This window comes from Pseudomonas sp. KH_021, assembly GCF_057838865.1.
On record NZ_CM174477.1, the window covers coordinates 3,709,683 to 3,730,790 of the forward strand.

General features: G+C 59.5%; 19 protein-coding genes and 2 pseudogenes. 10 read left to right on the plus strand and 11 right to left on the minus strand.

The features are described 5' to 3' along the window. Nucleotides 1-12: 12 nt before the first annotated feature. The 4 genes and pseudogenes from AC3IX4_RS17135 to AC3IX4_RS17150 all read right to left on the minus strand — a co-directional run. A complete protein-coding gene (locus AC3IX4_RS17135; protein WP_489256604.1) occupies nt 13-543 on the minus strand; it encodes a nuclear transport factor 2 family protein in 531 nt (176 codons plus the stop codon). 14 nt (nt 544-557) lie between these two features. After that, a complete protein-coding gene (locus AC3IX4_RS17140; RefSeq protein WP_489256605.1) occupies nt 558-917 on the minus strand; it encodes an IacB protein in 360 nt (119 codons plus the stop codon). 27 nt (nt 918-944) lie between these two features. Then, complete coding sequence (locus tag AC3IX4_RS17145) at nt 945-2,117, minus strand: acyl-CoA dehydrogenase family protein (protein ID WP_489256606.1); 1,173 nt, start codon at nt 2,115-2,117, stop codon at nt 945-947. 17 nt (nt 2,118-2,134) lie between these two features. Beyond that, nucleotides 2,135-3,295 (minus strand): annotated as a pseudogene (locus AC3IX4_RS17150) (amidase); the annotation flags it as partial. A gap of 672 nt (nt 3,296-3,967) precedes the next feature. Here AC3IX4_RS17150 and AC3IX4_RS17155 point away from each other — a divergent pair. The 5 genes from AC3IX4_RS17155 to AC3IX4_RS17175 all read left to right on the plus strand — a co-directional run bounded on the left by AC3IX4_RS17155 (nt 3,968) and on the right by AC3IX4_RS17175 (nt 9,503). Continuing rightward, the gene (locus AC3IX4_RS17155) at nt 3,968-5,119 is read left to right on the plus strand and encodes an ABC transporter substrate-binding protein (RefSeq protein ID WP_489256607.1); all 1,152 of its coding nucleotides are present in this window, start codon (nt 3,968-3,970) and stop codon (nt 5,117-5,119) included. A gap of 96 nt (nt 5,120-5,215) precedes the next feature. After that, nucleotides 5,216-6,253 (plus strand): branched-chain amino acid ABC transporter permease, encoded by a 1,038-nt coding sequence (locus AC3IX4_RS17160; protein ID WP_489256608.1) that lies wholly within the window; start codon nt 5,216-5,218, stop codon nt 6,251-6,253. After that, nucleotides 6,250-8,052 (plus strand): branched-chain amino acid ABC transporter ATP-binding protein/permease, encoded by a 1,803-nt coding sequence (locus tag AC3IX4_RS17165; RefSeq protein ID WP_489256609.1) that lies wholly within the window; start codon nt 6,250-6,252, stop codon nt 8,050-8,052. The genes AC3IX4_RS17160 and AC3IX4_RS17165 overlap by 4 nt, the downstream gene beginning before the upstream one ends. Before the next feature lie 5 nt (nt 8,053-8,057). Continuing rightward, on the plus strand, nt 8,058-8,843 hold the full coding sequence (locus AC3IX4_RS17170) for an ABC transporter ATP-binding protein (RefSeq protein ID WP_489261311.1): 786 nt from the start codon (nt 8,058-8,060) through the stop codon (nt 8,841-8,843). 183 nt (nt 8,844-9,026) lie between these two features. Beyond that, nucleotides 9,027-9,503, plus strand: coding sequence for a MarR family winged helix-turn-helix transcriptional regulator (locus AC3IX4_RS17175; protein ID WP_489256610.1), 477 nt, complete (start codon nt 9,027-9,029; stop codon nt 9,501-9,503). Nucleotides 9,504-9,599: 96 nt separating this feature from the next. Here AC3IX4_RS17175 and AC3IX4_RS17180 read toward each other — a convergent pair. From AC3IX4_RS17180 to AC3IX4_RS17205, 6 genes and pseudogenes are all read right to left on the minus strand, one after another. Beyond that, nucleotides 9,600-10,412: pseudogene (locus tag AC3IX4_RS17180) on the minus strand (OprD family outer membrane porin); the annotation flags it as partial. Nucleotides 10,413-10,431: 19 nt separating this feature from the next. Continuing rightward, entirely contained in the window at nt 10,432-10,839 is a 408-nt protein-coding gene (locus tag AC3IX4_RS17185; protein ID WP_489256611.1) for an acyl-CoA thioesterase, read from the minus strand. A gap of 30 nt (nt 10,840-10,869) precedes the next feature. Further along, nucleotides 10,870-11,817, minus strand: a complete 948-nt coding sequence (locus tag AC3IX4_RS17190; protein WP_489256612.1) for a 3-hydroxyacyl-CoA dehydrogenase NAD-binding domain-containing protein — start codon at nt 11,815-11,817, stop codon at nt 10,870-10,872. Between the two features lie 14 nt (nt 11,818-11,831). Beyond that, nucleotides 11,832-12,752 (minus strand): beta-keto acid cleavage family enzyme, encoded by a 921-nt coding sequence (locus tag AC3IX4_RS17195; protein WP_489256613.1) that lies wholly within the window; start codon nt 12,750-12,752, stop codon nt 11,832-11,834. 25 nt (nt 12,753-12,777) lie between these two features. Then, on the minus strand, nt 12,778-14,139 hold the full coding sequence (locus tag AC3IX4_RS17200; RefSeq protein ID WP_489256614.1) for an MFS transporter: 1,362 nt from the start codon (nt 14,137-14,139) through the stop codon (nt 12,778-12,780). A gap of 291 nt (nt 14,140-14,430) precedes the next feature. Continuing rightward, nucleotides 14,431-15,192: an SDR family oxidoreductase gene (locus tag AC3IX4_RS17205; protein WP_489256615.1), complete on the minus strand. Its 762-nt coding sequence runs from the start codon at nt 15,190-15,192 to the stop codon at nt 14,431-14,433. A gap of 146 nt (nt 15,193-15,338) precedes the next feature. On the opposite strand from AC3IX4_RS17205, the gene AC3IX4_RS17210 reads away from it, so the two are divergent. Beyond that, nucleotides 15,339-16,259, plus strand: coding sequence for a LysR family transcriptional regulator (locus AC3IX4_RS17210; protein ID WP_489256616.1), 921 nt, complete (start codon nt 15,339-15,341; stop codon nt 16,257-16,259). On the opposite strand, the gene AC3IX4_RS17215 is transcribed toward AC3IX4_RS17210, so the two are convergent. Next, nucleotides 16,225-16,491, minus strand: coding sequence for a hypothetical protein (locus AC3IX4_RS17215; protein ID WP_489261395.1), 267 nt, complete (start codon nt 16,489-16,491; stop codon nt 16,225-16,227). The two genes, AC3IX4_RS17210 and AC3IX4_RS17215, sit on opposite strands and share 35 nt — an antisense overlap. A 185-nt stretch (nt 16,492-16,676) precedes the next feature. On the opposite strand from AC3IX4_RS17215, the gene AC3IX4_RS17220 reads away from it, so the two are divergent. The 4 genes from AC3IX4_RS17220 to AC3IX4_RS17235 are packed head-to-tail and all read left to right on the plus strand — an operon-like array spanning nt 16,677 to nt 20,052. Then, on the plus strand, nt 16,677-17,825 hold the full coding sequence (locus AC3IX4_RS17220; protein WP_489256617.1) for an FAD-dependent monooxygenase: 1,149 nt from the start codon (nt 16,677-16,679) through the stop codon (nt 17,823-17,825). Beyond that, nucleotides 17,822-18,658 carry an alpha/beta fold hydrolase gene (locus AC3IX4_RS17225; RefSeq protein ID WP_489256618.1) on the plus strand — a complete coding sequence of 279 codons (837 nt, stop codon included), beginning with the start codon at nt 17,822-17,824 and terminating at the stop codon, nt 18,656-18,658. Before AC3IX4_RS17220 ends, AC3IX4_RS17225 begins: the two co-directional genes overlap by 4 nt. Next, nucleotides 18,655-19,410 (plus strand): maleate cis-trans isomerase family protein, encoded by a 756-nt coding sequence (locus tag AC3IX4_RS17230; protein ID WP_489256619.1) that lies wholly within the window; start codon nt 18,655-18,657, stop codon nt 19,408-19,410. The genes AC3IX4_RS17225 and AC3IX4_RS17230 overlap by 4 nt, the downstream gene beginning before the upstream one ends. A 9-nt stretch (nt 19,411-19,419) precedes the next feature. Further along, nucleotides 19,420-20,052 carry an N-carbamoylsarcosine amidohydrolase gene (locus AC3IX4_RS17235; protein WP_489256620.1) on the plus strand — a complete coding sequence of 211 codons (633 nt, stop codon included), beginning with the start codon at nt 19,420-19,422 and terminating at the stop codon, nt 20,050-20,052. Nucleotides 20,053-21,108 lie beyond the last annotated feature (1,056 nt).

Here is a 21,108-nt window from a genome sequence, read left to right on the forward strand (position 1 = left end):
AAATTCTGGTTGTTACTCGCCCGACTTGGCCGGTACCGGCAGCTCGGCGGTGCTGTTCCAGGCGGTTACCGGGCGGCTGAACAGGTTCTCGGTCTGAAAGTGCGCGATGCGCCACGCCCCCTCGTCCTCACGAAACGTCACCGTCAGCCGCGCGCTATTGAGGTGCGAGGCGCCGCTGGCAAATGTCGAGGTCTGCAACATTACCCAGCTGGCGTCAGCGACATCGCCCTGCACTCGAATCAGCTCGGACGTGAGGAAATGCACGTTGAGCGCGAAGTGCGCGGGCTCGACGCTATAGGTCGCGAACATTGCCTTGATCGCCTCGCGGCCACGGTAGCCCCCAAAAGCGTTCTGGTACTTGGCGCCCTTGCCCTCCCACACCGCATCCTGGGTGAACAGGCTGGCCAATTCGTCCAGCGGCGAGTTAACGCCCAGCTCGTCGCACAGGACCATGTAGCGGTTCATGCAGGCGCGGATGGTGTTCTCGCTTTCCAGGTGGCGCAGCCTTTGCTCCAACTGTTGTACCCGTTCTTCAAATGCCATGTGGGAGGTCCGGCTCAGCGTTGAATGATCAGCTCGCGACCCACACGGGCCTCGACTTTGGTGTACTTCCACAGCTTGTAGGTACCGTCGCCGACCGGCGTGGTGCGGAACAGGTTGCAGGCTGCGTTGACCGTTTCGATGTCCGGCACGTCGGCCAGCAAATACGTGGTCCACGGGTAGCCAGTGGATGGGCCGACCATACTTTGGTCATCGTCCATGTTGCCCAGGACGTTGACGCCTGACAGGTCGGCGATGCCGTTCCACATTTCGCTGAACGCGGCCCAGACCTGCAGTTGCTCGTCGCGCGGGGCGTCGAAGAAGTTCTGGTTGATACCGATGCAGAACAGGACGCGTAACGCTTTTTTGTCGCTCATGAATTCACCAATCCAGTCAAAGAAAAATTACAGGTAACCGGGCAACGGCTTGTTACCGAAGAAAATCGCACCGGCGTTCTGATAGGTCATGTCGCCCATGAACGCGTGCTGAGTAATCACCAGGGTGTCGTTGACGAAGCGTGACAGCGGGCTGCTGCGATACACCCCGCTCATGCCCGAGAGCATCTGTGCGGTACGCGCGACCTCGGCGGCGACACGGGTGGCATGGGTCGAGGACAGGCGCAGCATGTTGGTCTGCGCAACGCTCACTGCGTCACCGGCCAGAACACTGTTCCAGGCGTCGTCGATGGATTCATAGAACCAGGCGCGGGCCGCACGTAATGAAGCTTCGGCCTTGGCCATTTCCACCTGTGCCAACGGTCGGTCAGACAGCGACGGCGCGCCCGTTACCGAGATCCGCCCGCTGGCCATGCCGGCGAGCTCATCCAGCGCCGCGCGGGCGACACCCAGCCCCACCACAGACAGCACTTGGGTTGCGAACGACAGCGATGGATAGCGGAAGAACGGTTCGTCAAGGCTGGACGGGCCACCGCGTACGAAAGTCCACTCCTCCGGGACCACCACCCCTTCGATGACCACGTCATGGCTACCGGTTCCAACCAGGCCGACCACATCCCAGGTCGGCTCGATCCGCACCTTTTCCCGAGGCATGACGGCCAGACGAGGCAAGCCGAGCATGTCGCCTTTTTTCGGCGCGATACCGACGCCGATCAACGACGCCCCCATACATCCGCTGGAGAATTTCCAGCGGCCGTTCACCTCCAGGCCGCCTTCAACATAAGCCGCGGGCTGTGGCGGGAAGATCCCACCGGCGAACACCACATCCGGGGAGTCGGCGTAGATTTTCTTGATGGTTTCCAGCGGCAGCGCCGACAGGTACACCGAGCTCATTCCAAAGCTTGCGACCCAACCGGCAGAACCGTCGGCGCGGGAAATCTCCTCGACCATCTGGCAAAATTCCGCAGGTGAACGTTCGTCGCCACCAAAACGCTTGGGCACCAACGCACGGTAGACGCCGAGCGCGCGAAAACGCTCGATCACGTCCTGGGAGATAAACTTTTGCTGGTCGAATTCTTCAGTCCGGGCTCGTTCGCGAATCTCGACGAGCAACTGCGCAAATCCATCACTCTCAGTAATCGGCACGGAGCGGTGGTGATTCAGCTCGCTGAGTACAGTCATGGGTTTCTCCAAGGTATTCATGCTGGTTTTTGTGGGTTGTGGTGCTGTTCAAGGCGTCGGACCAGTTCACGGGCGACTGCGCACAGCAATTCGTCGGCGCCCTTGGCGGCGATCAGTTGCAGGCCCACCGGCAAACCCGAAGCCCCGACCAGTGGAATACTCAAGGCCGGATGACCGGAAAGATTGAAAGGCCGCACAAAGGCAGTCATACCAATCGCGGCGCGGGTGTCGGCGGCATCGCTGACCCGCAGCGGGTAGTCGGGCATGGTCGGCATCGCCAGGATCGGGCAGCGTGCAAGGGCTGCATCCACTTGCGTGGTGAACATCAGTCGCACCTGCTCCGCGGCGGCCAGGGCAAGATCGGTGGTGTTTTGGGCGGCGAGCAAGCGCGCGGCGATGTCCTTGCCGACCAGACCGGTTTCCAGCAAGTGGCCGCAGGCGTTCCAGGTCTCGCGATTGATCACCACCAGACCTGCGTCATAGGCCGTGCTCATGTCGGGCAGCGGCACCGTTTGCAAAGGGAAACCTGAGCGATTCAGCGCCTCGTCAATGGCGGCTTGCACTTCGGCGTGAGCCTGTACCGGCACCACACCCAAGGTGATGTTTTCTGTGCCCGGCAGTTCGATAAAGGTGGGATCGATAACCTTCATGGCTTCAATCAGCATGCCCATGCTCGCCGCGAACGGACCGACGCAATCCAGAGAGCTGTGCGTCGGCATGACCCCGGCACGGCTGATACGAGCGAACGTGGGCTTGAAGCCAAACACGCCGCAGCAGGCGGCCGGAACGCGCACCGAACCACCGGTGTCGGTGCCCAGTGAAAAATCGACAAGGCCAGCCGCTACGGCTGCCGCCGAGCCACTGGAAGACCCGCCCGGAATACGTCCTGGATAATGTGGATTGTCGGCAGTGCCCAGCCATTCATTGATACCGGTAGTGCCGAATGCCAGTTCATGCAGGCTGGTTTTACCGAGGATCCGGCAGCCGCCATCAATCAACGCCGTGACCACCTGAGCATGCTTAGGTGCGGCCGGTGCATCGGCCAATGCACGGCTAGATGCGCGGGTCGGCCAGCCAGCGATATCAATGGTGTCTTTCACCATCACTGACAGCCCGGCGCCTCCCAATGCCAACTCTTCGACGACGATCGTCATGCCTTTCACCTGTTTATCTATCCGTCGCGCAGTGCGCTTTAACCGATGAGCTCGACCGAAAAGCCTGTCGAACGCTTAAATCTAAAATCGTAATTATTACGTGAATTGTCAATTAAATTTTCATCAAATAAATAGTGTGTATTTTCGGTACATGTTACGACAGGCCGCACCACCATCGCGCACAGAGGTAACACTCTCGACACCATCAAAAAATGGCAAAAAACTTACTTTTATCCTTATAAATCATAATTTTAACTATAAAACCAAGCCCGAAAAATGTGTTTCCCATCAAAACCAAACACCTAAGAATGCGCTTTTAAAATCAAGCCTCTAAAAATATTTTTCACGTGAAAATTACCGTAATAAATTGCTTTTTTTTACGATAAAAAACACCTTTTAATCACTAAAAACAAGACTTTCAATCGCACGCCGATTCAGATCAAAGCCACGCCGCTTCTCACTCGGCCAGGTTTTCGGGCCGGCTCTTCACCGCCCTGCCTACGACCACATTCAGTCATCAGGACGTCATGGGCGAACGCCATCAGCCAGCCGATGCGACACAGCTTCTGGCATGCAATCTGCTATCGCCCTAATCGTTCATCGCCCGGCAGGAGAATTCCGCTTCAAAGGCAAAGAGCACACGTCCACAAACAAAAATCGCCTCTTGCATCGCCCTGCAACTCTTCGGAGAAAAACATGCTCTTCAAGAAAACCGTGTCCACGTTGCTGTTGAGTGCTGCCTGCGTATCCTTTGCGCAGGCACAAGTGAAGATCGGCATCATCACCTCCTCCTCCGGCCCTCTCGCACTGGTGGGCTTGCCACAAAAAAACTCCATCGCGCTGCTGCCAACCAAAGCCGGCGATCAGGACGTGACCTACATTGCGCTGGATGACGCCAGCGACCCGACAGCCAGCGTCAAGGCGTTGAAAAAGCTGATCAGCGAGGACAACGTCGATGCAATCATCGGCCCGAGCGGTTCGCCCAACGCCATGGGCGTGATTCAGTTCGTCGCCGAAGCGGGCGTGCCACTGCTAGCCCCCGTAGGTACCGCCTCGGTGGTGTTGCCGATGAATGCCGAGAAGAAGTGGGTGTTCAAGACCACACAGAACGATGAGCTGATCGCCAAGGCGCTATTTGAGAACATGGCGAAAAAGGGCGTGAAAACCCTGGGCTTCATCGGCACCGCCGACCCCTATGGCGAGAACTGGGCCAAGGTCACCGCGGCCCTGGCGGCCGAGCACAACATCAAAGTCGTCGCCACTGAACGCTTCCAGCGTCAGGACACCTCGGTCACCGGGCAAAGCCTCAAAGTGCTGTCCAGCCGCCCTGACGCGGTACTGATCGCAGCCCCCGGCAGCGCGGCGGTCATGCCTCAGACGACGCTGTTCGACCAGGGCTATCGTGGCCAGATCTACCAGAGCCATGGCGCCGCACTGCCGGACTTCCTGAAGCTTGGCGGCAAGAAAGTCGAGGGCACGATCCTCGCCGCCAGCTTGATGCTGGTACTCGATGAGATCCCTGACAGTAATGCCTCAAAGAAAGTGGCCGGCGACTACATTGCCAAATACGAAAAGCTCAACGGCAGCAAGCCTGCGACCTTTGGCGCCAATACCTATGACGCCGCCCTGTTACTGGAAAAAGCCATCCCCGTTGCCGCCGCCAAGGCACAGCCGGGCACCCCCGAGTTTCGAAGCGCCTTGCGTGACGCGCTGGAGCAAAGCCACGAACTGGCGGGCACCCAAGGTGTTTTCAACATGACGCCTGCAGACCACAGCGGCTTCGATGAACGCGGCCGCGAGCTGATACAGGTGAAAAACGGCACCTGGACCCTGCTCAAAAACCAATGATCAGCAACCACTGATCAACCCTTGCCTTCCCTTCAGGTGGTGCTCCGCCTGAAAGGAAACGCTTGCGGCTTCACTACGCACAAAAGAGTCATCACTATGAATTTCCAGATAGCCATGCTGCTGGGCCAGGATGGGATCACCAACGGGGCGATCTACGCACTGCTGGCGCTGTCGATTCTCCTGGTCTTCACCGTCACGCGAATTTTGCTGATTCCTCAGGGCGAATTCGTCACCTATGGCGCCCTGACCATGGCCACCCTTCAGGCCGGGCATCCCACGGCACTGGTCTGGCTGCTACTGGGCCTGACCTTGCTTGATTGCGCGCTGGACCTGATCGCTGCCGCTCGCTCGAATCATGCGTGGCGCTTTCCCAAACGCATTTTGATCAAACTCGGTTACGCCGTGCTGATGGTGGTACTGATACGCACCTTGCCGCTGGCCACACTACCGATGGCGATTCAGGCACTGCTGACGCTGGCGCTGGTTGTACCCTTGGGCCCTCTGATCTACCGATTGGTGTTCCAGCCGATTGCTTCGGCCAGCGCCCTGGTGCTGCTGATTGTGTCCATCGCCGTTCACGTGAGCATGGTCGGCATCGCCTTGTTGCTGTTCGGCCCGGAGGGCGCGCGCACCGAGCCGTTTTCCGAGGCGGGCCTGGAGCTGGGTCCGGTGACCCTCAACAGCCAGACCCTATGGGTCCTGGCGGTGTCCCTCGCCCTGATCATCAGCCTGTTCCTGTTCTTTGAACGCACGCTATACGGCAAAGCGCTGCGCGCCACGGCGGTCAATCGCATGGGCGCACGCTTGATGGGTATCTCGCCAGCACTGGCGGGCAAAGCGACCTTTCTGCTGGCGACATTTATTGGTGCGCTGTCGGGGATTTTGATTGCTCCGATCACCACCCTGTATTTCGACTCTGGGTTCATCATCAGCCTCAAAGGCTTCGTCGGCGCGATCATCGGCGGCCTCGCCAGTTACCCCCTGGCGGCCATTGGCGCACTGGCGGTGGGCCTGCTCGAAGCATTTTCGATGTTCTGGGCCAGTGCCTATAAAGAAATCATCGTGTTCACTTTGATCATCCCGTTCCTGCTCTGGCGCTCGCTCGCCCAACGTCACGTGGAGGAAGAGGAATGAATCCGCGCTACCTGCTACTCACTCTGGTGCTGGTATTGGGCATCGCCCCACTGCTGTTACCGCCGTATTACGTGACCTTGCTCAACTACATCGGCCTGTACAGCCTGGTGGTGCTCGGCCTGGTGCTACTCACTGGCGTCGGCGGCATGACCAGTTTCGGCCAGGCAGCCTTCGTCGGGCTCGGCGCCTACACCACGGCCTACCTGACCACGGCTGAGTCATTGCCGGCATGGCTGGCATGGACTAGCGCCTCACCCTGGCTAACGCTGCTGGTGGGCGTGGTGCTGACCGCGCTGGTAGCACTTTTCCTCGGCGCCATGACCCTGAAACTGTCTGGGCATTACTTGCCCCTGGGCACCATTGCGTGGGGCCTGTCGTTGTATTACCTGTTCGGCACCCTCGACTCCTTGGGGGGGCATACCGGCGTCAGTGGTTTGCCGTCGATTGCTGTGTTCGGCCTTGAATTGGACAAAGGCGAGAAGATTTTCTACCTGATATGGGTCGTCCTACTGCTGGCGATGTTGATCACCCAGAACCTGCTCGACTCCCGAGAAGGCCGGGCGATCCGGGCCCTCAAGGGGGGCCAAGTGATGGCCGAATCCATGGGCGTGAATACCTTTCGCTCGAAGATGGTGATTTTCGTGATCTCGGCAGTGTTTGCCGCCCTCTCCGGCTGGCTGTACGCGCACACCCAACGCTTCGTCAACCCGACGCCCTTCGGCCTGAGCATGGGCATCGACTACCTGTTCATGGCGCTGATCGGCGGAGTCGGCAGCGTCTGGGGCGCGCTACTGGGCTCTGGAATTCTAACGCTGCTCAAGCAATGGCTACAGGATCTGCTCCCGCACCTTCTGGGCAATAACGGCAACTACGAAACCATCGTCTTCGGCCTGTTGATCGTCGTATTGATGCAGCGTGCACCGGGTGGGCTGTGGCCAATGTTGATCCGCCTCGTCCCCCAGCGTTACCGCACCCGCAAGACCTTGCTGGCCGGGAGTGCCAATGTCCAGGAGCTGCCGCGCCGCGAATTGCCACAGCACGGCCAAAGGATTCTCCAGGCGCGCAACGTAACCAAGCGCTTCGGCGGCCTGGTGGCCAACAACGACATGAACCTGCAAGTGCATGCCGGGGAAATCCTGGCACTGATTGGCCCCAACGGGGCCGGCAAGAGCACGATGTTCAATCAACTCTCTGGCGTCGATACGCCTACCTCTGGCGATGTGTTGTTCATGGACCAGCGGATCAATGGCATGACCTCTCGCGAGGTTGCCAGGATGGGCATGAGCCGCACCTTCCAGCATGTAAAGCTACTACCGACGATGAGTGTGCTGGAGAACGTCGCCATTGGCGCACATTTGCGTGGCAGCAAAGGTGTGCTCGCCGCCGCATTGCACCTGGATCGACAGGAAGAGACGCGCTTGCTCAACGAAGCCAGACGTCAATTGCAGCGTGTCGGCCTCGGTGATTATTTATACGAAGAAGCTGGCAGCCTGGCTCTCGGCCAACAGCGCATCCTGGAAATCGCCCGCGCCCTGTGCGCCGACCCGTGCCTGTTACTCCTGGACGAACCCGCAGCCGGGCTGCGCCTGAAGGAGAAAGAGGCTCTAGGGGTTCTGCTCAGCCGCTTGCGCAGCGAAGGCATGGCGATCCTGCTGGTCGAGCACGACATGGACTTCGTCATGGGGCTGGTGGATCGCGTGGTGGTGATGGAGTTTGGCCAACGCATCGCTCAAGGCCTGCCTGAGGAGGTGCAAAAAGATCCCGCCGTACTGGAAGCCTATCTGGGAGGGGCAGAGTGATGAACATGCCAATAGCACCGCAACAATCGCCGGAAAACCTCGCCATCAATCCGGTGCTGGAGATCAAGGGCTTGAGTGTCGCCTATGGCAAGGTCGAAGCCCTGAGCAATGCCAGCCTGCGCGTCGGCCAGGGGCAGATCGTCACCGTGATCGGCCCTAATGGCGCGGGCAAGACCACCCTGCTTTCGGCAATCATGGGCGTGCTCGGTTCCCGGGGGCAGGTCAACTTCGACGGCAGCCTGCAAGCCGTGCCAGAGGTCGAAACAATGGTATCTCGCGGGCTAGGCCTGGTGCCGGAGAAGCGCGAGCTGTTCGCCAGCATGAGCGTGGCCGACAACCTGCTACTCGGCGCGTTTGCTCGGCATCGACGGGGCGAGCGTGACCACGTCAAAACCCAGTCGGAAATTTACGAGCTGTTCCCGCGCCTATGGGAGCGCCGCGAGCAACTGGCCGCCACCTTATCCGGGGGCGAACGACAAATGCTCGCCGTCGGTCGAGCCTTGATGGCCAAGCCCAAACTTCTGATGCTGGACGAGCCAAGTCTCGGTCTGGCTCCCCTGATCACTCGGGAGATCTTCCGCATCATCACAGCGCTGCGTGAACAGGGCGTATCGATCCTGCTGGTCGAGCAAAACGCACGCGCGGCGCTACGGGTCGCCGACTATGCCTACGTACTGGAAACCGGGCAGATCGCCATGCAAGGCCCCGCCCGACAACTGGCCGATGACCCGCGAGTGATCGAGGCTTACCTGGGGCTGGCCAGCACGCATCAGGAGATGCTTGTCACCTGAGTCACCCTGGCATTCAGCCGGCGGTTCGGCGCTGCGGTATGTCTGATGCAGCGCCGTGACGCCATCGCGGCGGCCCATCACTCACGGCTTTGGGTAGGAGCAGAGCATTGATCCTGTCGACAGCCACGCGTCAATCCCCTATAAATCTATTCTCATTTGCTACCACCAAGTCGAACTCTCTGCATGACCACCCCGAAAAAACGCCTCAATCGCTACAACCCTGCCAGCGAGGATTTCAAAAAAGAAGAATTCCCGTTTTACTGGCTCGCCCGTTTACATGGCCGCTACTCCCAGGTCATGGAAAAAGCCCTGAAAAAAATTGACATGGATATCCCGCGCTGGCGAACCCTGTTAATTCTCAAGGACAACGGCGAGTCGAGCATTTCGGAAATTTCCATCCACGCCATCGCCAAGCTATCGACCATCACCAAGATCGTCTACCGCATGAAAGCCGACGGCCTGGTCAACACCAACCCCTGCCCCAACGACGGGCGCGTGACCCTGGTGTCCCTGACAGAGGCTGGCTGGCTGGCCATCGAACAGATTCAGGTCTGCACCAGCGATATCTTCAAGAGCAGCTTCAAAGGCTTGACCGAAGCGCAGATCACCCGACTCAACGGCACGCTGGAGACCATCTTCAATAACTTGCCGCAGGATTGATCCCTATCTTGGCGGCGACCGAGGCCCGTGTACGGCACTTGGCCGCCGCACACCCCAGGGCGTGCCAGGGCTCATTACCAGAACGTCCAGGTGTAGTTCGCTCTCTACGTCAGTTGGCAGGTTGGGCCCGCGCTCGATGTTCGTACCGCGCAGGTAACGGGCCATCACGTTCAGGCCCGGGACGCCCAACGCCGTGAAATCGTAGTCATAACGCACTTGCCAGGAACGCTCGCCGGCCTTGAAGAAGGACACGGTCGACCAGTTCACCAGGTAGGGTTGTGGGGCATAGCCGTTGAACAGCGGGAAGGCATCGTCGCCATACATGCGCTGATAGCCCAGGGTGAAGGTGTTGCCACCTTTTTTCAGGGCCGTCAGGAAGCCCAGCGCCCGGTTATCCAGATCGCCTGCCAGCGCCTGTCCTTGCCCGCGGTTGTGGTAATAGCGCACGTCATTCTTGAGGCTATAACCACCGCCCAGGGCCAGGGCGTAGCTCAGCCCCAGGTAGTGCTGGCGATAGATGTCTTCCAGCTGGGCATAGAAATACGTCGCGTTGAGCGCCGGCGTGAAGTTGTAGCGCCCCCCGGCGAAATCGAGCCCTTGACTGCGATGGGCCGGGTTGTCGCCGAACAGAAAGATCTTCTCTCTGTTGGTGGATTCGCGGCTGGTGATACTCCAGAACCGCCCAGCGTCCAGCGTCAGGTTCTGCCATTCACGAGACTGCAGGGTCGCGCCCTCGTAGGTGGTCACCAACTGCCGAGAGTCGTCAGTGTAGGCCACCGGCAAGGTCGGGCGATGTTCGCCGACCCGCAACTCGGTTTTCGACACTTTCACTTTCGCGGTCGCCCCGGCACGGCCGTAGTCGCGCACCGGCTCGCCCTTGCCAAACCGCTCTAGACGTCGAGCGTCCAAACGCTTGGGAGAAGGCCCATTAGTTCAAGTAGGCAGAGAACCGCTCCCGCCATGGGTCATTGATCGGTTCCGCACGCAAGGAGTCCTTCGAAACCATGACCACCTTGAGCGAAAAGCGCACTCGCTCCTGTTGGTTGCAGTGGGCAACCAGGGACAGGCTTAGCGATGAACGCCCGATCGCCATCACTTGCAGAGAAAAATCAAGCACGTCTTCATAAACGCTGGGGTTGATGAACTCCACATCCAGCCGAACAGCGGGGATGGAGAGGCCAAGCACCTCCTGAAGATGACGGAAGTCGATGCCCAGCCCCTCTCGGAACCAGTCTTCAACAACCTCGTTGCAAAGCTCGGCATAGCGCGGGTAGAAGACAATCCCCGCAGGATCGCAATGCGCGAAGCGGACAATCTTTCGGGTGGTGAACTTCATGACACTTTCCTTGTAAATATCGAGAAGAGCTCAGGGCAGCCACTGCGCCTGGGATTTACCACGAAGCAGTTCCATCAGGAGCGTGTCGCGCTCTTGCAGCATGCCTTCGACATCCAGGGAGCAGGTTTCTTCCCTGATGCCAGCCGCTACCCGAGACGCGAGTGCTGGCCCAACCGAGACCTTGCCCAGATCAGCCCAGATGGCCTCAACGGCTTGCCAGAGCGGCTTTTCAAACAAGCCTGCGATACCGCCCTCACCGCCCGATAGATGCAAATTCATGATCGGGCCCAGCAGCGCCCAACGAAGCCCTGGGCCATGGGCAATGGCATCATCGATATCGGTCACACTGGCAACGCCGGTCTCGATCAGGTGCAACGCTTCTTGCCATAGCGCGGCTTGCAATCGATTCGCCACGTGCCCCATCACTTCTTTGCGCAGATGAATGGGGTGCTTGCCGATGGCCCTGTAGAAACTCATCGCCTGCTCGATCGCCACGGCTGAGGTCTGATCGCCACCCACGACTTCCACCAGCGGAATCAAGTGGGGTGGATTGAACGGATGCCCCAGCACCACACGCTCAGGATGACGGGCGCAGGCCCCCTGGAACTGGCTGACGACAAAGCTGGACGAGCTGCTGGCCAGAATGGCATCAGGCGGTGCGGCAGCATCCAGGCGAGCGAACAACTCGCGCTTGAGATCCAGCCGCTCGGGGCCGTTTTCCTGGACAAACTGCGCGTCGCCCACGGCTTCTTCAAGCGAGGGGGTAAAGCGCAAGTTGGCCAGAGAAGCCCCGGGCGCCAATCCTGCTGCCACCATCGCCGGCCACTGGGCCTCGACGGTCGCGAGCAACCTGGCCTGCGCCTCTGCCGCAGGATCGGTAGCGACGACGCTGAGACCTCGCGCCAGGAAGGTCGTGACCCAACTGGCACCGATCACGCCGGTCGAAACTACGGCCACTCGCTTGATGTCATGGTTCATCAAATGACTCCCTTTCACGCCAGGGCGAACTGCGGCCGAACGATGGCTTTTTTAGACGATAGGCCCATGATTTCTCGCGCCTCGGCAGGCGTCGCCGGTTCAAAGCCCATCTCACGGACCAGCCGGACGATTCGCTCGGTCAGCTGGACGTTGCTGGCCAATTCACCCTGGCGGTAGTGAAGGTTGTCTTCCAGGCCCGTGCGAACGTGGCCACCGAGCAACAGGGCGTTCATGGCCGCGGGCAGTTGGCTCGGCCCGATGCCGCTGACGCAAAAGAGGCTCTCCTTGGGCAGCAGATCCACCATGTTCTGCAGCACCTTGGGTGAGTACGGCATCGCATTCTGAAACCCTTTATGCACGTTCAGCACAATGTTGATGAAGTACGGGGGCTCGTCGAAGCCCGCCTCGATCAAGGCGGTGACGTCCTGGACAATGTGCGTAGGACTGAAGACTTCCCACTCAGGCTTGATGCCTCGCGCCCGCATGCCTTCGGCGAGTTCACGGCAACGAGAAGGCGGCGTATTCATCAAAAACTCGCGACCACCGAAGCTTGCATTGATGGTCGTGGCGTCCAGGGTGCACATCTCGGCCCCCGCCTCCATCCCCTTGAGGCGTTCTTCCCAGAGAATTTCCCAGTAGCCATTCTCGGCCTGGCGCACCATGTCCCCATTCACGCCACCGCCCGTGGAGTTGTTAATGACGATGTCGCACTTGTCGCGAATCCGCTGGTTGATATCCAGATAGATCGCCGGATTGCAGGTCGCTAGCCCGTCAGGCCTGCGGGCATGCACCGCCACCACACTGGCGCCAGCGTTGTAACAGTCGTAGACGTCGCGGGCGATCTCGTCGGGTTGAGTCGGAAGGTGCGGATTTTGTTCTTTGCTAGCCATTCCGCCAGTAGGGGCGATGGTCACGATGACTTTGTTCCCGCTCATTTCGTTTACTCCCTTCAATCCATGCTTAGTAAGTGTTGTCGTGGGTAATATCGCCCACGCTCGGAGCGTTCTTGGGAATAGCGAGCAACAAGGTCGCTGCGCCAAGGCAACTCAGCACGGCGGCAAACAGCAGTCCGTTGGACATACTGCCGGTCGTGGTGATGATCCAACCGATCAAGGTCGGGCTGATAAACCCTCCCAGGATGCCGATCGAGCTGATCACGGCGATCCCCGTGGCAGACTCGGATGGGCTCAAGTAGCCCGGAGGAATGGCCCAAAATAATGCGATGCTGAAGATGAAGAAGGCGGCAATCGAAAGCGTGAACAGGGTCGCAACGAACTCTGCGCCTATAATCTGCGCGGCATAGAGGGCCACGGGGCCAATAGTCAATGCGCTCGCCACATGCCAGCGGCGTTCCTTGAAGTGGTCGGAGCTCCAGCCCATGAGCAGGATGCCCAGGGCGCCGAAACCGAATGGAATCGCCGAATACCAGCCGATCTGGGCAATATCGCTAATACCCAGTCCCTTGATCGTCGTTGGCAACCAGAATGTGATGGTGTAGACGGCACAGGCGCCGGTGAAATAGACGAAAGCAAATATCCAGACCTTGGGATTAGCCAGTGCCGCTTTAAGTTTGCCTCGGCCATGGGGGTCGCCGTCCTGCTTGCAGTCCGCCTCCATCACCTGCTTGATGACCTGCTTTTCGCGCTCGGACAGCCACTTGGCCTGCTCCGGTTTATTGGCCAGCAACAGGTAGACAAGCACCCCGATCAGTACCGTCGGCAGGCCCTCTATGACAAAGAGCCACTGCCAGCCATGCCACCCTGCAACCCCATCGAAGTGCTTCATGATCATGCCGCAGAGCGGTCCACCCAACATCCCGGTAATCGGCATGCCGAAAAGGAAAAGACCGGTGACCCGTCCGCGCCTGGCGCTCGGATACCAATAGGTCAGGTAGAGAATGACACCGGGGAAGAAACCGGCTTCGAAGACACCGAGCAGCAGCCGCACCACATAGAACTCGGCAGGGGTCGTCACAAAGGCCGTGGCGGCCGACGTCAGGCCCCACAACACCATGATCCGAAGGAAGGACACTCGAGCGCCGATCTTCTCCAGCCACAGGTTGCTGGGGACTTCGAACATCAGGTAGGTAATGAAAAAGATACCGGCACCCAGACCGAAGACGGCATCGGAAAAGTGCAGGTCTTGCTGCATGGCGAGCTTGGCGTAGCCCACATTGATGCGATCCAGGAAGGCCATCATGTAGGCGATCAGGATCACCGGGACAATGCGCAGGCTGACCTTGGCCCAAACAGCATTTTGCTCTTTTTGATTCGCGTCGGCAGTGAGAGGGGCTCCGTTGCTCAACGGAAAGGATTCAGTCATCACGAGAACAGCTCCTAGTGTAATTATTGTATTAGGGCTCTCTTACTCTCCGGGGCGAGCGAAACTGCCCCGCATCGGGATCACACATTTAACGGTCTACAAATGCGCCTTATTCATGGGTGTCAGGTTGCTCATACAGGGCTCGCCCTATGTGGGAGCTGGCTTTGCCAGCGAATGAATACCCCGCGGTTTTCCAGGTATTGCGCGTCTTCGTTTATTCGCGGCTAAAGCCGCTCCCACAGTTTCCACAGGGGTTGGGTGTTAATGCCTGACTGCAGGATGGAACTGGCCTCAAATGCGTTGCATGTCGCAGTCAACCGGCAGCATCTGCCCCGAAATCGAGCGACCACTGTCAGAAGCCAGGAACACGGCCAGATCAGCGATATGGCTGGGGTCGACCAGATGCTTGAGCGACTGGTTTGTCAGGGTTTCGCGGCTCACTTCGTCAAGGGACTTGCCGCTCACCTGGGCACGTCCGGCGAGCACGCTCTGGAAACGTGGCCCGTCCACTGAACCGGGCAGGATAGCGTTGGCTCGAATGCCAAATTCGCCCAGTTCGATCGACAGGGTCTTGGTGAAGCCAACGATGCCCCACTTGCTCGTGGCATAGGCGATGCGGTTGGCATAGCCGAAACGCCCCGCCACCGAGGACATATTGATGATGACCCCCGCCTGCGACTGCTTGAGGTGGGGGATGGCAAGGCGAGTGACATTGAACGTACCGGTAAGGTTGACCTGCATGACCTTTTCCCAGTCCTGCGGGTCGAGCTCATCGGTGGGTGCTGTAGGCCCTGCAATGCCCGCATTGTTCACCAGCACATCCAGGCCGCCGAGGGACTCGATGGCCATGGCCATCATCTGTTCAATATCAGTACCACGGCTCATGTCGCAGACCGTGCTGCGAACGCCAGGCACCGCCTCCTCCAATGCTGCGAGACCTTGGGCATCGATATCACAGACGAACACCTGTGCGCCTTGGGCGGCGAAAGCCTCGGCAATCGCCCGACCGATACCGGACGCTGCTGCGGTGACCAATACGCGTTGCTTATTCATATTCTCTCCAGACTCGCGAGCTGACAGCCAGCTGAGCCGTCGTTGGGGTACGCTCTGCCTGCTTCGTGAGGCCCAATATAGGTGGCAGCCAACGGATCAATGAAATAGATTGCCGTTATAAAAGCTATAACCACCATGGATTGCTTATGAGCCTGCGCCAGATCGATCTCAACCTGCTGGTTTCGCTGGATGTGCTACTCAATGAGTGCAACGTGACTCGGGCGGCTGAACGCCTGCACATCAGCCAGCCGGCCATGTCGGCGCAGCTGTCGCGCCTGCGGCGGATATTCAACGACCCCTTGTTGCTGCCGGCCGAAATCGGCCGCGGCATGATCCCGACGGCCAGGGCACTGGCCCTGGCGACACCGCTGAGATCGGCGTTGAAACACCTGGATTCGGTGGTCAGCCAGCAACCCGCGTTCAATCCGCTGCTGGACGCGCGAACCTTTCATGTGGCGGCCAGCGAAAACGCCACGGCGCTGATCAGCCTCCCGCTGATCCAACGGCTTACCACTCAGGTCGGGCCAGAAGTACGCATTGCGTTCCGCTCGCCAGACCCACGCCGCATCGCCGAACAGATGGAGGAAGGCCGCATCGACCTGCTGGTCGATGCCCAGCGCCAAATGCCAGACAACATGAAGACCCACCTGCTGGTGCGGGATCGCTTCGTCATGGCCCAGCGTAAAGGTCACCCGCGCGGGACCGGCGCACTGGATCTGGACAGCTACTGCTCGTTAAGGCACGTGCTGGTGTCCAGCGATGTGGGCAGTGTTCGCGGCTATATGGATGAAACACTGCAGGGGCTTGGGCGTCAGCGATCCGTTGTCTATTCGGTGCCACAGTTCATCCTGGTCCCCGACATTCTGTGTCACTCCGACTACGTCTGTACCTTGCCCGCCATCCAGCTGACTCGTTTTTCGGATGTGCTGGATACCTTCGAGCTGCCATTTTCAGCACCCGACTTCAGCCTTCGCCTCGCCTGGCACCCCCGAAATAACGCCGACCCGGCCAATACCTGGCTACGCGAATTGATCAAAGACGCTTTAGGAGATGCGCAGCGCCATTGAGCGCTGGTGCTTCCCAGCCGTCGACCATCCCGCCCGCCCGAAAATATTGACCGCCCTTCTCTGCCCCCATCAGGTTCGCGGTGAATGACAGGCCGCGCACGCGTTCCAACCCGCCATCAGCTGCCAAGGCGCCGAAAAGTAAGGCGTCGCGATTGAAAGCACCCCAAAAACAAAGGTGTGCACACCATTTATGAGCGATGAAAAATAAAAATCGAGGAGTCTTCAAGAGCATGAGCAGTGCGTTACCAAGCAACACAGCTCAAGGCTTTTACGGCAATCCAGCGTTAGGCCAGAAATCCATGCTGATTTTTTTATTTTTCAGCCAAGCTATTCCATTTTCAAAATAACAATGTGTACACTCTATTTCACTGAGGGACGCCAAGCTCAGCCACACATTCACATCGAAGGAAAAGCCCCATGCGAATCAAACAAAAAATCGCAATCGTCGGCGCCGGTCTAGGTGGCGCTGCTGCTGCCACGCTGTTGCAGAAAGCCGGGTTCGAGGTTGATATTTATGAACAGGCGCCAGAGTTTTCTCGTCTGGGTGCGGGCATTCACATGGGCCCGAACATCATGAAAGTCTTCCGTCGCATGGGCATCGAGCAGCAGTTGAGCGACATGGGTTCACACCCGGACTTCTGGTTCAGCCGCGACGGCGGCAGCGGTGATTACCTGTCCCGCATCCCCCTGGGTGAGTTCGCTCGCAAGGAATATGGCGCGGCCTATATCACCGTGCACCGCGGGGATCTGCATGCCCTGCAAATGTCGACCATTGCGCCGGGCACCGTGCACTTCAACAAGCGCCTGACCCGCGTGGAAGAAACCGATGACCTGGTGCGCCTGCACTTTGCCGACGGCACCACCGCAGAGGTCGATATCGTCATCGGCGCCGATGGCATCAACTCCAGGATTCGCGAAGAGTTGCTCGGCGCAGAGAAACCGCTGTACAGCGGCTGGGTCGCTCACCGCGCCCTGATTCGCAGCGAGGTGCTGGCCAAGTACGACATGGACTTTGAAAACTGCGTGAAGTGGTGGAGCGAAGACCGTCACATGATGGTCTACCACACCACCCGCAAGCGCGATGAGTACTACTACGTCACCGGCGTACCGCACCCGGCCTGGGACTTCCAGGGCAGCTTTGTCGATAGCAGCCGCGAAGAAATGCATGACGCTTTCCAGGGCTATCACCCGACCGTCCAGGCGCTGATCGAATCCAGTGAAAGCGTGACCAAATGGCCGCTGCTCAACCGCAATCCACTGCCGCTCTGGAGCCGTGGCCGGATGGTGTTGCTGGGCGATGCCTGCCACCCCATGAAGCCGCACATGGCGCAAGGCGCGGGCATGGCCATCGAAGACGCCGCCATGCTGACCCGCTGCCTGCAGGAAACCGGCCTCACCGATTACCGCACCGCGTTCAAGCTTTACGAAACCAACCGCAAGGACCGCGCCTCGCGCGTACAGGCGGTGTCCAATGCCAATACCTGGCTGCGCACCCAGGAGGATCCGGCCTGGGTCTACGGCTATGACCTGTACAGTCACGAACTGAAATCGGAAGTGCCGGCATGAGCACATTCATTCATGGCGGCCACGTGCAGGCCAACGGTATCCGCCAGCATTACCTGCGCTATGGCGGCCAGGGCAGCACCCGCAAACCCACCGTGTTGCTGATTCCGGGCATCACCAGCCCGGCGGTCACCTGGGGGTTTGTCGCCGAGCGCCTGGGCGAGCATTTCGACACCTTTGTGCTGGACGTTCGTGGCCGCGGCCTGTCCTCCACCGGGCCGGAACTGGACTACGGCACCGATGCCTGCGCCGATGACATCGGCGCATTCGCCAAGGCCATGGGCATCACTGCCTATCACGTGGTGGGCCACTCCATGGGCGCGCGCTTTGCCGTGCGCAGCGCCGTGCGCAATCCGGCGGGCCTGCAAAGCCTGGTACTGATCGACCCACCCGTCTCCGGCCCCGGCCGGCGCGAGTACCCGAGCAAGCTTTCGTGGTATGTGGACTCGATCCGCCAATCACTGACCGGGATGGACGCCAACGCCATGCGTGCCTTCTGCCCGACCTGGACCGAGGAGCAACTGCAACTGCGCGCCGAATGGCTGCATACCTGCTTTGAGCCGGCCATCGTGCGTGCCTTCAACGATTTCCATGACGTGGACTTTCATCAAGACCTGCCGCACCTGCCCGTCCCTGCCCTGCTGATCGTTGCCGGTCGCGGCGGCGTGATTCAGGCCGGGGACGAAGCACAGATTCGCGACCTACAACCCGCTGTCCAGATCGCCCACGTCGAAAACGCCGGGCACATGATTCCGTGGGATGACCTCGAAGGATTTTTCGCGGCGTTTGGCGATTTCCTCGGCCAGCCCCTGACCTGCAAAGGAGAGAGTTTATGAGCAAGCCTTATCGTATCGGCCAGATTGTGCCGAGCTCCAACACCACCATGGAAACCGAGATCCCGGCGATGCTGGCCGCACGCCAATTGATCCGCCCCGAACGCTTCACCTTTCACTCCAGCCGCATGCGCATGAAGCAAGTGCGCAAGGAGGAACTGGCGGCCATGGACGGTGAGTCCGACCGCTGCGCCGTTGAGCTGTCCGACGCCAAGGTCGATGTCCTGGGTTATGCCTGCCTGGTCGCCATCATGGCCATGGGCCTGGGCTACCATCGCCAGTCCGAGAAACGCCTGCGCCAGGCCACCGCCGACAATGACGCCAACGCACCGGTCATCACCAGCGCGGGCGCCTTGATCGATGGCCTGAAGGTCATGGGCGCCAAACGCATCGCCATCGTCGCGCCTTACATGAAGCCGCTGACGGAACTTGTGGTGAATTACATCCGCGAGGAAGGCTTCGAGGTGGTGGATTGGCGCGCACTGGAAATCCCCGACAACCTGGAAGTCGCCCGTCACGACCCCGCCAACCTGCCGGCCATTGTGCGCGACATGGACCTTGAAGGCGTGGATGTGATCGTGCTGTCGGCCTGCGTGCAGATGCAATCGCTGGGCGTGGTCGCGCAAGTCGAGGCGCAAACCGGCAAACCGGTGCTCACCGCCGCCATTGCCACCACCTATGCAATGCTCAAGGCGCTGAACCTTGAGCCCATCGTTCCGGGTGCGGGCGCGCTGCTGTCTGGCGCTTATAAATAGGAGCCTGTCATGAGCCAAGAACAAAGTGCAGACTCCAACTATCAGGGTGTGTGGGGCCAGCGCATCGGCTTTGGCAACAAGCCTGCGCTGTTGATGATCGATTTCATGCAGGGCTACACCCTCGAAGGCGCACCGCTGTATGCGCCGGGCGTGGTCAGTGCTGTCGCCGAGAGCGTCGAACTGCTGGCCTGCGCCCGCCAACACGACATCCTGGTGGTGCATACCAACATTCGCTATCACCCAGGGCATTTTGCCGACGGCGGCATGTGGGTCAAGAAAGCGCCGGTTATGAAAGACATGGTCGAGGGCAATCCACTGGCAGCCTTCTGCGAGCCCGTGCTGCCCACCCCCGATGAGGTGGTGATCAGCAAGCAATACGCCAGCTCGTTTTTCGGCACCAGCCTGGCGTCGATGCTGCGCGCCCAAGGTATCGACACCGTGGTACTGGCCGGCTGCTCAACCAGCGGCTGCATCCGCGCCACGGCGGTGGATGCCGTGCAGCATGGCTTTCGAACCATCGTTGTGCGCGAATGCGTCGGCGATCGACACCCGGCCCCCCACGAAGCCAACCTGTTCGACATTGATAGCAAGTACGGCGATGTGGTGAGCAAACAGGAGGCAATGAAACAGTTCAGAAAATGAAAGGCCTGCGGTGCATCAGGCAAACCGCGGCGCATCCATCGCGGCTAGCTTGCTCGCGATGCAGGCGCCACGGTGTATCGGGCAGTTGTTAGCCTTGGTGGTTCGGCTTTAGTTTTTTGTGGTTTCGGGCGGACTGCGCGTGGCTGACAACGCCATTCTCACCGGCCATGGCACGTTGCAACCAATGTGGGAGCCGGCTTTAGCCGGCGATGCGCCGCGCGGGCGGCGCTCGATCTCAAGAGCAAAGAAAAAACCAAGGCAGGCACCTTGTGTGGCTCATGCGATCTGTTGACAGTCACTCTGCGGGTTCACCCTGAGAATGAAGGGAGGGAGGCCGTATCAAGGCTTCCAAGCGCTTGCCTGGGGTTTTGCGCTGTTGCCTAAATCGAGCGCCGCCCGCGCGGCGCATTCGCCGGCTAAAGCCGGCTCCCACATTTTTTGCAACGTGCCATGGCCTGTGGGGTGGGGGTTGTTAGCCTTGGTGGTTCGGCTTTTGATTTTTGTGGTTTCGGGCGGATTGCGCGTGGCTGACAACTCCACTCTCACAGGCCATGGCACGTTGCAACCAATGTGGGAGCCGGCTTTAGCCGGCGAATGCGCCGCGCGGGCGGCGCGCGATCTCAAGAACAAAGAAAAAACCAAGGCAGGCACCTTGTGTGGCTCATGCGATCTGTTGACAGTCACTCTGCGGGTTCACCCTGAGAATGAAGGGAGGGAGGCCGTATCAAGGCTTCCAAGCGCTTGCCTGGGGTTTTGCGCTGTTGCCTAAATCGAGCGCCGCCCGCGCGGCGCATTCGCCGGCTAAAGCCGGCTCCCACATCTATGGTTACCCCCTTTTCTGCAATACTGTTGTTGATGAGTGTTTGGCTTGCTTTCATCTATCCGGCGTCTGAGTGGGGATTTTGGCCCCCCGCGCCTTGATGAGACTCGATGCCCGACGATCCTGAATATTATGACGGCCTTGCAGCCGTGTGGGAGCCCAGGGTTGTCGCCAGGCCGGTTAGCCGTTCACGTCATCTGTTATCCAGCATCGCAAAACCAGGTGGGTGGTGCTTG

What these genes read in the sequence shown, in the direction of transcription:
- AC3IX4_RS17185 (WP_489256611.1), bottom strand. Translation starts at nt 10,839, where the DNA reads ATGAAGTTCACCACCCGAAAGATTGTCCGCTTCGCGCATTGCGATCCT.
- AC3IX4_RS17165 (WP_489256609.1), top strand. Translation starts at nt 6,250, where the DNA reads ATGAATCCGCGCTACCTGCTACTCACTCTGGTGCTGGTATTGGGCATC.
- AC3IX4_RS17230 (WP_489256619.1), top strand. Translation starts at nt 18,655, where the DNA reads ATGAGCAAGCCTTATCGTATCGGCCAGATTGTGCCGAGCTCCAACACC.
- AC3IX4_RS17170 (WP_489261311.1), top strand. Translation starts at nt 8,058, where the DNA reads ATGCCAATAGCACCGCAACAATCGCCGGAAAACCTCGCCATCAATCCG.
- AC3IX4_RS17220 (WP_489256617.1), top strand. Translation starts at nt 16,677, where the DNA reads ATGCGAATCAAACAAAAAATCGCAATCGTCGGCGCCGGTCTAGGTGGC.
- AC3IX4_RS17215 (WP_489261395.1), bottom strand. Translation starts at nt 16,491, where the DNA reads ATGCTCTTGAAGACTCCTCGATTTTTATTTTTCATCGCTCATAAATGG.
- AC3IX4_RS17210 (WP_489256616.1), top strand. Translation starts at nt 15,339, where the DNA reads ATGAGCCTGCGCCAGATCGATCTCAACCTGCTGGTTTCGCTGGATGTG.
- AC3IX4_RS17160 (WP_489256608.1), top strand. Translation starts at nt 5,216, where the DNA reads ATGAATTTCCAGATAGCCATGCTGCTGGGCCAGGATGGGATCACCAAC.
- AC3IX4_RS17235 (WP_489256620.1), top strand. Translation starts at nt 19,420, where the DNA reads ATGAGCCAAGAACAAAGTGCAGACTCCAACTATCAGGGTGTGTGGGGC.
- AC3IX4_RS17195 (WP_489256613.1), bottom strand. Translation starts at nt 12,752, where the DNA reads ATGAGCGGGAACAAAGTCATCGTGACCATCGCCCCTACTGGCGGAATG.
- AC3IX4_RS17225 (WP_489256618.1), top strand. Translation starts at nt 17,822, where the DNA reads ATGAGCACATTCATTCATGGCGGCCACGTGCAGGCCAACGGTATCCGC.
- AC3IX4_RS17135 (WP_489256604.1), bottom strand. Translation starts at nt 543, where the DNA reads ATGGCATTTGAAGAACGGGTACAACAGTTGGAGCAAAGGCTGCGCCAC.
- AC3IX4_RS17200 (WP_489256614.1), bottom strand. Translation starts at nt 14,139, where the DNA reads ATGACTGAATCCTTTCCGTTGAGCAACGGAGCCCCTCTCACTGCCGAC.
- AC3IX4_RS17175 (WP_489256610.1), top strand. Translation starts at nt 9,027, where the DNA reads ATGACCACCCCGAAAAAACGCCTCAATCGCTACAACCCTGCCAGCGAG.
- AC3IX4_RS17140 (WP_489256605.1), bottom strand. Translation starts at nt 917, where the DNA reads ATGAGCGACAAAAAAGCGTTACGCGTCCTGTTCTGCATCGGTATCAAC.
- AC3IX4_RS17205 (WP_489256615.1), bottom strand. Translation starts at nt 15,192, where the DNA reads ATGAATAAGCAACGCGTATTGGTCACCGCAGCAGCGTCCGGTATCGGT.
- AC3IX4_RS17190 (WP_489256612.1), bottom strand. Translation starts at nt 11,817, where the DNA reads ATGAACCATGACATCAAGCGAGTGGCCGTAGTTTCGACCGGCGTGATC.
- AC3IX4_RS17155 (WP_489256607.1), top strand. Translation starts at nt 3,968, where the DNA reads ATGCTCTTCAAGAAAACCGTGTCCACGTTGCTGTTGAGTGCTGCCTGC.
- AC3IX4_RS17145 (WP_489256606.1), bottom strand. Translation starts at nt 2,117, where the DNA reads ATGACTGTACTCAGCGAGCTGAATCACCACCGCTCCGTGCCGATTACT.